This is a genomic window from Actinacidiphila sp. bgisy144, from assembly GCF_057708105.1.
On record NZ_JBYIRM010000009.1, the window covers coordinates 86,540 to 99,628 of the forward strand.

Below are 13,089 nucleotides of genomic sequence, written 5' to 3' on the forward strand. Positions count from 1 at the left end.
GACAGGCCCGGGCGAAGGGACGGCGCGTTTGGTTAGGCTCACCTAACTTGCCGACGTCGAAGGAGCCCCGCCCGTGAACGCCCGCCCCCGCACCACCGCCAAGGCCCCTGTCCCCGCCTCGCGGCGCGGCGTCCTGTTCGCGGGGGCCGCGCTGGCCTCGGGCGCCGCCCTGACGCTGACGGGCTGCGGCTCCGACACGAAGAACGCCCCGAAGGACAGCGCCAAGAGCAGCACGGGCACGGCCGGCGGCTTCCCGGTGACGGTGCCGGGCCAACCCGGCCCGCTCACCGTGAAGTCGGCGCCGAAGCGCGTGGTGGCGTACGGCAACGGCCGCGACACCGACCTCGCGCTCGCACTCGGCGCGAGCCTGGTCCTCGCCAACCGCAACGGCAGCTTCGCCGACGGGCGTTCACCCTGGGCCCGCCCCGGCAGCGACGTCACCCTCGTCGACAGCACCGCCGGGCTGCCGCTGGAGAAGATCGCCGCCGCCCGCCCCGACCTGATCCTGGCCGCCGACGACTACGCCCTCCAGGACGACTTCGCGAAGCTCAAGGCGATCGCCCCCACGCTCGGCGTCAAGTCGGGCATCGGCAAGGACACCTGGGACGTGATGGCGCAACGCGCCGGGCAGGCGCTGGGGCAGAAGGCGAAGGCGGACCACCTGGTCGCCCAGGTCAAGGCGAAGATCGCCGGGGTCCGCACCGACCACCCCGAACTCGCCGGCAAGACCTTCACGTTCGGCCCGGTCACGGCCGGCCAGGTCTACACGATCAGCAGCCCCACCGACGCCTCGGCGGTCTTCTTCAGCCAGATCGGCATGGAACTCGCCCCGCAGGTCACCAAGTTGCCCGCGAGCAGCACCCCGGGCCGCTCCCAGATCTCCGCCGAGCGGCTGGACCTGCTGGAGGCCGACGTACTGATCCTCACCTACCCCACCCCCAAGGACCAGGCCGCCTTCGAGAAGGGCGCGCTCTTCCGCAACCTCAAGGCGGTCAAGCGCGGCTCGTACATCGCCCTGGACTTCAAGACCGCGATCGCCGTCGCCTTCCCGTCCGTGCTGAGCATCCCCTACGGGCTGGACAGCACGGTGCCGCAGCTCGTCAAGGCCGTGGCGGCCGCCTGATGCGCCGGACACAGCGGCAGGGCGGGACGCAGGACGCGGCGAAGGCGGCGCAGGAGACGCGGGAGGCCGAGGCGCGGGCCGACCTCGCGGACATCCAGCGGCCGGTACGGGGGCGGGTGACGGCCGCCGCCGTCATGGAGGCGCTGGCGGCCGCACTCGCGGTGGCGCCGATGGTGGCCGTCGTCGAGCTGGCCCGGCGGCTGCTCGCCGGGGTGGACGCGCACGGCCGGTGGAGCGGCGACGCCGGCGGGCTGTGGACGGTCACCTGGTGGGCGGCCGGGCTGCTCGCCGCGCGGCTGGTGCTGTCGCTGCTGGCCGCGCTGGTCAGCCACCTCGCCGACGCGGACCTGGCGATCGCGCTGCGCCGCGCGCTCGAAGACCACCTCGCGGTGCTGCCGCTGCGCTGGTTCGCCGGCGGGGTCTCGGCACAGGTCAAGACCGTGGTGCAGGACGACGTGGCCGCGCTGCACCACGCCGTGGCCCACGCCAGGGGCGACCTCGCGGCCGCCGTCGCGGGCCCGGCCGTCATCGTCGGCTACCTGCTGTGGGCGGACTGGCGGCTGGCGCTGCTCACCGTGGCGCTGGTCGGCGGCGCGCAGACGATCCGGATGCGGCTGGCCGCGAAGACCGCGGAGCCGCTGCGGCGGATCGGCGCCGCCCGGCTCGAACTGTCCGCCGCCACCATCGAGTTGGTGCGCGGCATCGCGGTCGCGAAAGCGTTCGGCGGGCAGGGCGCGCCGCGCCGCTTCACCGCGGCCGCGGCGGAGTACGCCGACGCGGGCGAGGCGGCGCAGGCCGGGTTCGCCAAGCAGCGCGGCCTGACCCGGGCGACGGTCGCCCCGACCACGGTGCTGCTGCTCGTCACCGGGTGCGGCATCGCGCTGGTCGGCGCGGGCTGGACCGACCCGGTGCGGGTGATCGCGTTCGTCCTGCTGGGCCTGGGCCTGTTCGAGCAGCTCACCCCGATCTACGCCGCCCGCGACCAGGCCCGCCGGGCCCGTGCGGCCGCGCACCGCGTCGCGGGGCTGCTGCGCGAACCGGCCGAGGCGGTGCCCGAGCACCCCGCGGTGCTCGCGCCCGCCCCCGGTACGGCGCCCACGCTCACCTTCGACGCGGTGCGCTTCGGCTACACCGAGGACCGCGAGGTGCTGCACGGTGTGGACGCGGTGCTGCGGCCCGGCACCGTCACGGCCGTGGTCGGACCGTCGGGCGCGGGCAAGTCCACGCTGGGGATGCTGCCCGCCCGCTTCCATGACGTGACCGGCGGCGCGGTACGGCTGGACGGCGTCGACATCCGCGAGTTGGACCGGGCCGAACTCCACCGCCACGTCGGGTTCGTCTTCCAGGACGTGGTGCTGCTGCGGCAGTCCGTCCGCGACAACATCGCGCTCGGCGACCCCGGGGCGAGCCGGGAGCGGGTCGAGGCCGCCGCCCGCGCCGCAGCGATCCACGACCGCGTCTGCCGGCTGCCGCGCGGCTACGACTCGGTGGTGGGCGAGGACGCGCGGCTGTCCGGCGGCGAGGCGCAGCGGGTCTCCATCGCCCGCGCGCTGCTCGCCGACACCTCGATCGTGGTCCTGGACGAGGCGAGCGCCTTCGCCGACCCCGAGTCCGAGGCCGCCGTCCAGGACGCCGTGGCCCGCCTGGCCGCCGGCCGCACCCTCCTGGTCATCGCGCACCGGCTGCGCACCGTCGTGGACGCCGACCAGATCCTCGTCCTCGACGCCGGCGAGATCGTCGAACGCGGCACCCACGAAGCGCTGTTGGCCGCCGACGGACCCTACGCCCGCATGTGGCGCGCCCAGCACCCGCCCGCCCCGAAGGCCGAGGCCGCCGCGGCCTCACCGGCGAAGTCCTCCGCCAACTCCGGGGCGGTGGCGGCAGGTTCGGCCGCCGGGACGAGGGGCGTGACCGCCCCGATCCCCCCGAACGGCGACGAGCCAGCCGCCGACCCGGCCCCCTCCGACCGCCCTGACGCTTCCAACGCCCTTGCACCGGCGAGCGGTTCGGCCCCTGAGGCGAGGACCGCGACCGCGACCGGCACCGCGGCGCCCATCGCACCGACCGATAGCACCACCACCGACACGCCACACACCGACCGCCCTGACCACACCAACGCCCCCACACCGGCGAGCAGTTCGGCTCCCGAGGCGAAACCCGCGACCGCCACCCCGGCCAACGACACCGCCTCCGCCATCGCACCGCCCCGGCACACCGCTGCCGCCGGCACGGCAGCCTCTGGCCGTCCGGCCGGAAAAGCCGCCCCGCAGGGGCTTCTGGGGATGTTGGGGCGGGTGCTGGGCGACGGGCGGCGGCGGCTGGTCGCGGGGCACCTGGCGGCCACCGCGGTGTACGCGGTGAGCGAGGGCGCCGCGTTCGGCCTGCTCGTACCGCTGCTGACCGCGCTGCTGTCCGGGGACGCGGGCCGGGCCGCGCTGTGGCTGCCGGCCGAGGCCGCGGCGGTGGTGGTCGGCTGGTTCGCGCACTACGCGATGGAGATGCGCGCGCTGCGGCTGTCGGCGGCCTGGCAGCGCGGCCTGTACGCGAAGCTCGGCGCGCACGTGGTGCGGCTGCCGCTGGGCTGGTTCGACGAGCGCAGGACGGGCGAGCTCCCCCGGCTGATCGGCCCCGGCGTGGAGACGGTGACGCTCGGCGTGCGGCTCGCGCAGGTGCTGGTCGGCGCACTGCTGACGCCGGCCGTGATCTTCCTTTTCCTGCTCTGCTACGACTGGCGGATCGCGCTGTCGGTGCTGGTCACCGTCCCGGTGGTGCTCGCGGTGTTCGCGGTCGCCCGGCGGGTGACGGACCGTACGGAGGCCGAGCACGACGCGGCGGCGGCCGAGGCGGGCACGCGGCTGGTGGAGTTCGCGGGCGCGCAGCCGGTCCTGCGGGCGTACGGGCGCGGCGCGGCCGGCCGCGGGCTGCTGGGCGGGGCGCTGGAGGCGCAGCACCGGGCGGCGCGGCGCGAGGTGCTGGGCGCCCTGCCCGGCCAGAACCTCGGCCGGCTGGCGATCCAACTCGCCTTCACCGCCGTGCTGGTGGTGGGGATGCGGCTGGCGACCGGCGGGGACGTGGGGGCGGCGCGGCTGGTGGCGCTGCTGGTGCTGGGTGTGCACTTCCTCCAGCCGTTCTCGGTGGTGGCGGGCGCCGCGAGCGGGCTGCGCGCCTGCCGGGCGGCGGTCGCGCGGGTGGCCGCCGTCCTGGACACGGCGCCGCTGCCGGAGCCGGCGCAGCCCGCGCCGCTGCGGGCGGCGGACCGCCCGGGCCCGCCCTCGGTCCGGCTGTCCGGTGTCCGCTTCGGCTACGGCGACGCCTCCGCGCCGGGGTACCGGCCGGTGCTCGACGGCGTGGACCTGGAGGTGCCGGCCGGCCGCACCGTGGCGCTGGTGGGGCCGTCGGGCGCGGGCAAGACCACCGTCACCAAGCTGGTCGCGCGCTTCTTCGACGTGGACGGCGGCCGGGTGGAGGTCGGCGGCCTCGACGTGCGGGACGTGGCGTCGGCGGAGCTGACCAGGGCGGTGTCGCTGGTCTTCCAGGACGTGTACCTCACCGACGGCACGATCGAGGAGAACATCCGGCTCGGGCGGCCCGACGCGACCGGCGAGGAGGTGCGGGCCGCTGCTCGGCGGGGCCGGGTGGAGCCGATCGCGGAGCGGCTGCCGGACGGCTGGGCGAGCCGGGTCGGCGAGGGCGGGCGCCTGCTGTCGGGCGGTGAGCGGCAGCGGGTGGCGATCGCGCGGGCGCTGCTGAAGGACGCGCCGATCGTGCTGCTGGACGAGGCGACCTCGGCGCTCGACGCGGAGAACGAGGCGGCGGTCCACGAGGCGCTGGCCGAACTCGGCGCCGGGCGCACCCTGTTGATGGTCGCGCACCGCCTGACCACGGTCGCGGGCGCCGATCTGATCGCGGTGCTGGACGGCGGCCGGGTGGTGGAGAGCGGTACGCACCCGGAGCTGCTGGCGCGCGGGGGACGCTACGCGGAGCTGTGGGCGCAGTACGAGCGGGCGCGGGGGTGGCGGATCGCCGCGGTCCCGGCGCCGGCCCCGGAAGCGGGCGCGGACGCCACGCCGGACCCGAAGGCAGGGCCGGATGCCACGCCGAACCCGGAAGCAGGCCCGGACGCCACGCCGGACCCGAAGGCAGGCTCGGGCTCCGACGCCGACTCGGCCTCCGGCTCGGGTGCCGGCCCGGCCGGGGGTACCGCCGCCGATACCCCTGCGGCCGCTGGTGCGGGTGGACCGGCGGCCCGGTCCGTGCCCCGCGGGGTGGAACCGTGACGCCCGATCTGTCGTTACCTACAGCATGACCGCAATGACGCCTGGCTCGAATGTGCCGCTCTCCGTACCCCGAGTGGTGGTCGACGTCACCGCCCCGGTGCGGCTCGACGTGTCGGGCCTGCTCCTCACCGCCGACGGCAAGGTGCGCTCCGACGACGACTTCGTCTTCTACAACCAGCCGCAGGGCCCCGGGGTGAGCCACCACTCCGGCGGCCGGTCGGCGCCGGACTCGATCGAGGTGGACACCGCGGCGGTGCCCGCCGAGATCGACAAGATCGTGGTGACCGCCAGCATCGACGGCGGCGGCGTCTTCGCCGGCACCACCCCGACCGCGACCCTCCGCGGCACCGACGGCTCGGTGGTCGCCACCTTCGCGCCCGCCGGGCTCGGGCCGGAGACGGCGCTGGTGGTCGTGGAGATCTACCGGCGGGGCGGCGCGTGGAAGGTCCGCGCGGTCGGGCAGGGGTACGCCAACGGGCTGGCCGGGATCGCCACCGACTTCGGGGTGAGCGTCGAGGAGCCCGCGGCCCCGGCCGCGCCGCCGGTGGCGCCGCCCGCGGCCACGCCTCCGCCGCCTCCGGCCCCGCCCGCCGCTCCCCCGGCGGCGCCGTTCTCGGCGCCCCCGTCCGGGCCGCCGGCCACGCACCTGCCGCCGCCCCCGCAGGGCGCACCCGCCGCGCAGTTCCCGCCGCCCCCGGCCGCGGCCGCGCCCGGCACCGGCACCGGCACCGGCACCGGCACCGGCACCGGCACCGGCAAGATCAGCCTCGACAAGGGCCGGGTGAACCTCCAGAAGAACCAGACGGTCTCGCTCGTCAAGGGCGGCCGCCCGGTGCTGACCCGGGTGAAGATGGGCCTGGGCTGGGAGCCCGCCTGGGGCGGCCGCTCGATCGACCTGGACGCCTCGGTTCTGGTCTACGGGCCGCAGCGCGAGCACATCACCAGCTGCTACTTCGGCCGGCTCACCGTGCTCAACGGAGCGATCCAGCACTCCGGCGACAACCTGACCGGGGCCGGCTCGGGCGACGACGAGGTCATCACCATCGACCTCGGCGCCCTCCCGCCGAACGCCACCGGCCTGGTCTTCACCGTCAACTCCTACAGCGGCCAGAAGCTGAACAAGGTCGCCAAGGCGTACTGCCGGCTCTTCGACGCGAGCACCAACGAGGAGATGGTCCGCTTCGACCTCACCAACGGCGAGGCCAAGCGCGGTGTCCTGATGGCGAAACTGATCCGCCAGAACTCCGGCGAGTGGGACATGACCGCCCTGGGTACCTTCGCCGACGGCCGCACCGCGCGCGACATGGTCAACCCGGGCGCCGCCGCCCTCTGACCCGCCCGCCACCCGCCGCCCGTTCGAACAAGCGGCCCGGTTCCCGTACGGGACCGGGCCGTTGGCATGCCGACACCGAACAAAATGTCATGGTCACCTAAAATTTACCGTTGACTGTCTACCCGCATAGACCTGAGGACGGGACGCTGGACGGGCAACCCCCCGACACCTTCCGACCCTCTAGTCACGGGAGCGCTCAGCCATGCCCAAAACCCGTCTCCTGCGCGGCCTCTGCGCGTCAGCCGGGGCAGCCCTGCTCACGGCCACCCTCCTGCTCACCAGCAGCGGTACGGCCCAGGCCGCGCTGCCCACACCCATCGCCGCCTCCACCGCGCGGACGTACCTCTCGGGGATGACCGCGACGCCCGAGACGCACGCGTCCACCTACGACCGGGACCTGTTCCCGACCTGGATCACGATCTCCGGGACCTGCGACACCCGCGAGTACGTCATCAAGCGGGACGGCTCGAACGTCGTCACCGACAGCTCCTGCAAGGCGACTTCGGGGAGCTGGACCAGCCCGTACGACGGCGTCACCACCACCGACCCGTCGACCTTCGACATCGACCACCTGGTGCCGCTCTCCGAGGCGTGGGACTCCGGCGCGTGGGCGTGGACCACCGCGCAGCGCCAGGCGTTCGCCAACGACACCACCCGGCCCCAGCTCCTCGCGGTCTCCGCGCACTCCAACCGCTCCAAGGGTGACGACGACCCGGCGGAGTGGCTGCCCCAGGCGTCCTACCAGTGCACCTACGCGCGTGCCTACGTGCAGGTCAAGCACTACTACGGTCTGACCGTGGACAGCGCCGAGAAGTCCGCGCTCAGCTCGGTGCTGAGCGGCTGCTAGCGGAAACGATCCCTCGCCGGAAAGCGGCGCCCCGGCCCCGGGTGGGCGGCCCCCTTCGCCGCCCACCCGCGCCGCGTCGCACGGTCAGGGGCGGGAGCGGGCCTTGAAGGCGGCTTTGCGGGAGGCCTTGGCGGTGGGGCGGTCGGGGTGGAGGCGGCCGATGGCTTCGAGGACCGCGGCGGTGGCCGGGTGGTCGACGCGCCAGGCGTCGGCGAAGAACTCCTCGTGGCGCGCGACGAGTTCGGTGACGAGGGAGGCGAGTTCGTCGCTGTCGCCGTCGGCGGCGAGCTGGGCCGCGATGGTGTCGATGGTCAGCCAGTACACCATGTCGGTGGTGGGCGCGGGCACGTCGGACGCGCCGCGCTCGGTGAGCCAGACACGGGCGAGCCCGCCGAGCCGGGGGTCGTCGAGGACGTCGCGCACCGCGGTCTCCGCCTGGGCGCCGATCAGCGCCAGCACCTGCTGGCAGACCAGCCGCCGGGTCGGCCCGTCGGCGCCGTCGTCCTGCGCGGCGGCGAGCAACTCCGCAGCTGCCTTGGCCGGTTCGCGCCGGTCGAGCCACAACTCCGCCTCGGCCCGCAGCCCGTGGTCGGGGTAGCCGCCGAGCGCGCCGAGCAGGTCGTCCGCGCTCACCCCGGCGAGGTCGCCGAGCACCGGCGCGTACGCCCCGGCGTCCGTCAGCCGCTCGCGGACGCCGTACGTACCCAGCGCGGTGAGCCGGACCGCGCCGTAGCGGGCGATCTCGTCGTCGTCCGGCTCGTCGGGGCCGCCGCCGAGCGCGGCCACCTCGTCGTCGGTCTCCTCGATCAGCGCGTCGTCCATCGGCGTGTACGCGACCAGGCCGGTGCCTTCCAGCAGCCGGAAGTGCCCGTCCAGCCGGAGCATCACGGCGGTGACCTCCTCGAGGACCTCCTCGCTCGGCTGCTCCGCCTCCTCCTCGGGCAGCACCAGGGAGGCGGCGAGCACCGGCAGCGGGACCGCCGGGCCGCCGCCGTCCGCTTCCTGCTCCGCTGCGCCGGCCGCCGCCTCGCCGTCCTCCATCGCGGACAGCGCGTACAGGTTGACCAGCGCCGCGTCGAGGAGCTCGGCCTCCGCCTCGGCCTCCCGGTCCGCCTCCTCGACGCTCACCGGAAGGCCGTCGCCGCCCAGGTCACCAGCCAAGTCGCCGTCCAGGTCGCCCGGCAGGTTGTCGAAGTCCGGCGCGGTGGACTCGGCGAGCGCGCACTCCAGCATGCCCAGCCACAGGTCGAGCACGTCGTGCGGATCGGCCCCCGCGGCGCCCTCGGCCCCTCCCGCGCCCTCCGCGGCGGCGACGCCGGCGCCGATCCGCGCGTACAGCTCGCCGGGGACCGCCCGCCCGGCCGCCTCGCCGGGCGGCGTGGACTCCTCGGCCTCCTCCTCGATCTCCAGCACGAGCAGCCCGGTGTCCACCGCGATGCCCCACGCCTGCGCGGCGTCGGCCTGCCCCTCGCCACCGGTCAGGCCCAACTCCTCGGCCGCGGCCACGAGTTCGTCGTCCAGCAGCTCGCCCATGCCGTCGACGCGCCGTTCCTGTCCGGCCCATCGGGTCAGCCGCAGCGCGCGGTCGAGCAGCGGCGCGGCCAGCGCCCGCCCGGCGAGCACGTCCACGGACAGCAGCCGTACCGGCGGCAGGGCAAGGGGACTTGCGGACATGGTGCGGGCTCCCATTCGGCTTCAGGAGGCGAGGATACGGTCAAGGCGGCGGCTCCACGGACCGCCGCAGCCGCCCGCGGCGGCGGCCACCGGCGCCCGGTGGCAGCGACGGCGGCGCACAACGGCCGCTGCGGACCAGCCTATTGCCGTCGCGGCACATCCCCGGAGCCACCACCCGGCGGATCGGGTGCGGCCCGCAGTATTCATCCATCCGCAGGACGCCGTTCACTCCGCGCCGCGCGCCCCGGCGCGTACGCTACGTGCCGCCCCGGGGTAGGAAGTCCGCACGGGCGGGCCCGGGAGAGGGCGGCCGGCGGCGGACGGGGCGGGTGACATGAGCGAGGACGGCGGCATGGACGGCGACGGCGTGCACGGGTCGACCGGACCGGACGGACTGGACGTGCTGGACGGATCGACCGGGCTGGACGGGCCGAACGGGCCGGACGCGTCGGTAATGGCGGCCGGCACCGGGCTGGCGGTCGCGGCCCACGGCGTGGGTCGGCGGGTGCGGGGCGGCCGGGACATCCTCAGCGGCATCCATCTGGCCGTCGCTCCGGGCGAGTTGCTGGCGCTGGCCGGCGGCAGCGGCTCGGGCAAGACCACCCTGCTGGAGATCCTCGCCGGGGTCCGGCCGCCCTCGCGCGGCCGGGTGCTGCATGACGGCGCCGACCCGGCCGGGCTGCGGTCCGCGCTGGGCTACCTGCCGCACGGCAACCTGATGCACGAGGACCTCCCGCTGGTGCGGGCGCTGTCCTACGCGGCGCGGCTGCGGATGCCCGCGGGCACCGGCAGGGAGCGGCGGGCCGCCGCGGTGGACGGCGCGATGGCCGCGGTCGGGCTGTCCGCGCGGGCCACCCAGCGGGTGCGCACCCTCAGCGAGGGCGAGCGGCGCCGGGCGTGCATCGCGGTGGAGCTGCTGACCCGGCCGCGGGTGCTGTTCCTCGACGAGCCGACCACCGGGCTCGACCCGGCCACCGGCGCCGGGCTCATGCGGACCCTGCGGGACCTGGCCGGCGAGGGGGTGACGGTGGTGCTCACGACGCACGCGCCCGCCGACCTCGCCCGCTGCGACCGGGTGCTCTTCCTCACCCCGGACGGCCGCCCCGGCTACCTCGGCCGCCCGAAGGACCTGACCACGGCGTTCGCGGTGCCGAGCGTCGAGGAAGTGTACGCGGCGGTGGCCTGCCGGGGCGCCCGCGACCTTCCGGAACTGCCCGAGCCCGACCCGACGCCGGCCCCGGCGCCGGAAGTGGCACCGGACGTGGCACCGGACGGTCCGGAGCGTCAAAGCATCTCCCCGCAGCGGCCGTTGGGCGCGGTCGGCCAGTGGTGGCTGCTCACCCGCCGCAGCACCGAGTTGATGCTGCGCAGCCGGCTGACCGCGGCCGTCGTGGTCGGCTCGCCGGTGGTGATCGCCGCGATGTTCGCGCTGCTCTTCCGCCCGGGCGCCTTCGACCCGGCCGCGCCCAGCCCGGGTTCGGCGGCGATGATCCTGTTCTGGATCGCGTTCGGCGGCTTCTTCTTCGGGCTGACCTACGGCCTGCTCCAGGTCAGCGCCGAACTGCCGGTGGTGCGCCGGGAGCGGCTGACCGCGCTGCGGCTGGGCCCTTACCTGCTGTCGAAGGCGGCGCTGCTGCTGCCGGTGCTGGCCGGGGCGGACGCGCTGCTGCTCGCGGTGCTGCGCGGCCTGGACCGGCTGCCGGCCGCCGGGTGGGGCACGTACGGGTCGCTGTTCACCACGGTGCTGCTGGCGTCGGCGGCGGCGCTGGCCCTGGGGCTGCTGGCGTCCTCGTCGGTGGCCGAGCCGCAGCAGGCGACGCTGATGCTGCCGCTGCTGTGCTTCCCGCAGGTGCTCTTCTCCGGTGCGTTCGTGCCGGTGCCGCAGATGGCGTGGGCGGGGCGGGTGCTGAGCGCGGCGATGACCAACCGGTGGGCGTTCGAGGCGCTGGGCGGCGGGATCGGGCTGCCCCGGCTGTGGGCGCACGGCGCCTCGCCGCTGGGGCCGCCGCTGCTGGCGTCCTACGGCGACTCGTTCGGGCGGGCGGTGTGGGTGGACTGGCTGCTGCTGGCGGGGTTCGCCGCGCTGTTCCTCGCGGCGGCGTGGGCGGTGCTGGCCGGGCGGTGCCGTACGGTCGGCCGGCCCGCGCGGAGCACCGGGGCCGGGGCCGGGAAGGGCGCCCGGGCGGCAGCGGTCAGCACACCAGCCGCGGGCTGAGCCCGGCCGGGTCCGGGGTGCGGTCGCGGTAGGTGGCGGCCGCGAAGTCCAGGAAGGCGGTGACGTCGGCGCGGTTGGAGGGCAGGCCGAGGGAGACCCGGACCGCGCCGCCGGAGGGCAGGCCGAGGCGGCCCAGGTAGTCGTCGATGGTGCCGGTGGCGGTGCGCACCGCGCCGTCCAGGGTGCGCCGGTCGATCGCGAAGGCGGCCTCTCCGGTGCCCGGGTTGCAGAAGCAGCCGGTGCGCAGCGAGATGGTGCGGGCGGCGCTGTCGCGCGCGACGATCCGCTCGTCGATGACGGCGCCGGACGGGTCGAGCAGGTTGAGTGCCACGGTGCCGCCGCGGCCGTCGGTGCCGGGCGGGCCGTAGACGCGGGCCAGCGGCGCGCCCGAGGAGTGCCGCAGCCCGGCCAGTCCGGTGAGCAACTGGTCGGTGAGCGCGGTGACATGGCGGTGTATCGCGTCGATGCCGACCGACTCGACCCAGTCCAGGCCGACTTCGACGTCGGGGATGCTCAGGTAGTTGACGGTGCCGTCCTCGAACGCGGCTTCCCCGTCGGCCATGTGGTGCCACTGGCCCTGGGCGCTGGCGACGTGGATGGTGCCGCCGGAGAACCAGGGGCGGCGCAGCCGGGCCAGTGCGTCCCGGCGGGCGAGCAGGCAGCCGACGCCGGTCGGGTAGCCGAACACCTTGTACCAGCTCACCGCCACGAAGTCCGGTCGCAGCTCGGACAGTTCGAGCCGGTTGGCCGGCACGTAGGCGGCCGCGTCCAGCAGCACGTCCCACCCGGCCGCCTTCGCCCGGGTGATCCACGCGAGCGAGTGGCGTACGCCGCTGAAGTTGCTCTGCGCCGGGTAGGCCAGCAGGCCGCCGCCCGGCGGCGGGTCGGCCAGCACCGCGTCCATCGCGTCCTCGTCCACGCCGAGCAGGGGCGCGCGCAGCGGTACGTACACGGTGTCGGCGCCGCGGCTCCTGGCGTACTCCCGCAGGCCGTTGACGGAGTTGTGGTTGTCCAGGGTGAGGACCAGCCGGGTGCCCGGCGCGAAGGGGTACGCCTCGCCGACGAGCCGGCAGGCGCCGGTGGCGTTGGCGGTGAACACCACCGCGTACTGCGCCGGGTCGGCGTCGAAGTGGGCGAGCACCCGGCGGCGGGCGCGCTCCACCAGCTCGCCCGAGGCCGCGGAGGCGGGGCTGACGGAGTGCGGGTTGCCGTAGCAGCCGGCGGTCACGCGCGCGGCGTGCGCCCGCAGTTGGGCCCTCGCGGGCAGTCCCGCGCCGGTGAAGTCGAGGTAGACGTGGCCGCCCTCGTCCAGGTAGCGGTATCCGTCCGCCGCGGCGCGCAGTGCGTCGATGGTCCGCATCCCAGGCTCACCGCCCTTCGCTCCCCCGAGCAGTTCCTCCCCCAGCATGCCCCCGGGCCCGTGACGCGCGGAAGGGTGGCGCCTGTTCGGGGTCGTGTTCGTCCGGCCGCCCGTCCCCGCAGCGCGATTTCACGTCCGCGGATGTGGTTATCACGTGCGGATATCACCAGGGGGGCGCCGGCGACAAGAGGGCGTCAGGCGGGTGGTTCGGGTGTTCGAGGCCCCCGTGGAGGCGGCCGTACGCGGCTATTGACACCCGT

Annotated in this window: 7 protein-coding genes; 5 read left to right on the top strand and 2 right to left on the bottom strand. The window is 75.6% G+C overall.

Translation table 11 applies throughout. The annotated features are described in order from the left end of the window. Positions 1-73: 73 nt before the first annotated feature. From AC3EVP_RS13280 to AC3EVP_RS13295, 4 genes are all read left to right on the top strand, one after another. Positions 74-1,123, top strand: a complete 1,050-nt coding sequence (locus AC3EVP_RS13280; RefSeq protein WP_435129598.1) for an ABC transporter substrate-binding protein — start codon at positions 74-76, stop codon at positions 1,121-1,123. Beyond that, positions 1,123-5,400: an ABC transporter ATP-binding protein gene (locus tag AC3EVP_RS13285; RefSeq protein WP_435129601.1), complete on the top strand. Its 4,278-nt coding sequence runs from the start codon at positions 1,123-1,125 to the stop codon at positions 5,398-5,400. Before AC3EVP_RS13280 ends, AC3EVP_RS13285 begins: the two co-directional genes overlap by 1 nt. Before the next feature lie 34 nt (positions 5,401-5,434). Next, positions 5,435-6,733 (top strand): TerD family protein, encoded by a 1,299-nt coding sequence (locus AC3EVP_RS13290; protein WP_435129604.1) that lies wholly within the window; start codon positions 5,435-5,437, stop codon positions 6,731-6,733. A gap of 202 nt (positions 6,734-6,935) precedes the next feature. Next, positions 6,936-7,580, top strand: a complete 645-nt coding sequence (locus tag AC3EVP_RS13295; RefSeq protein ID WP_335973364.1) for an HNH endonuclease family protein — start codon at positions 6,936-6,938, stop codon at positions 7,578-7,580. An 84-nt stretch (positions 7,581-7,664) separates the two neighbouring features. On the opposite strand, the gene AC3EVP_RS13300 is transcribed toward AC3EVP_RS13295, so the two are convergent. Then, complete coding sequence (locus tag AC3EVP_RS13300) at positions 7,665-9,254, bottom strand: hypothetical protein (RefSeq protein WP_435129608.1); 1,590 nt, start codon at positions 9,252-9,254, stop codon at positions 7,665-7,667. A 334-nt stretch (positions 9,255-9,588) separates the two neighbouring features. Between AC3EVP_RS13300 and AC3EVP_RS13305 the strand changes: the two genes are divergently transcribed. Beyond that, positions 9,589-11,469 carry an ATP-binding cassette domain-containing protein gene (locus AC3EVP_RS13305; RefSeq protein WP_435129611.1) on the top strand — a complete coding sequence of 627 codons (1,881 nt, stop codon included), beginning with the start codon at positions 9,589-9,591 and terminating at the stop codon, positions 11,467-11,469. Here AC3EVP_RS13305 and AC3EVP_RS13310 read toward each other — a convergent pair. Further along, positions 11,447-12,829 (bottom strand): aminotransferase class V-fold PLP-dependent enzyme, encoded by a 1,383-nt coding sequence (locus tag AC3EVP_RS13310; RefSeq protein ID WP_335973372.1) that lies wholly within the window; start codon positions 12,827-12,829, stop codon positions 11,447-11,449. The genes AC3EVP_RS13305 and AC3EVP_RS13310 overlap by 23 nt on opposite strands. Positions 12,830-13,089 lie beyond the last annotated feature (260 nt).

Excerpts from the sequence above, each read along its gene's own strand:
- AC3EVP_RS13290 (WP_435129604.1), top strand. The coding sequence starts at position 5,435 with ATGACGCCTGGCTCGAATGTGCCGCTCTCCGTACCCCGAGTGGTGGTC.
- AC3EVP_RS13300 (WP_435129608.1), bottom strand. The coding sequence starts at position 9,254 with ATGTCCGCAAGTCCCCTTGCCCTGCCGCCGGTACGGCTGCTGTCCGTG.
- AC3EVP_RS13305 (WP_435129611.1), top strand. The coding sequence starts at position 9,589 with ATGAGCGAGGACGGCGGCATGGACGGCGACGGCGTGCACGGGTCGACC.
- AC3EVP_RS13310 (WP_335973372.1), bottom strand. The coding sequence starts at position 12,829 with ATGCGGACCATCGACGCACTGCGCGCCGCGGCGGACGGATACCGCTAC.
- AC3EVP_RS13295 (WP_335973364.1), top strand. The coding sequence starts at position 6,936 with ATGCCCAAAACCCGTCTCCTGCGCGGCCTCTGCGCGTCAGCCGGGGCA.
- AC3EVP_RS13285 (WP_435129601.1), top strand. The coding sequence starts at position 1,123 with ATGCGCCGGACACAGCGGCAGGGCGGGACGCAGGACGCGGCGAAGGCG.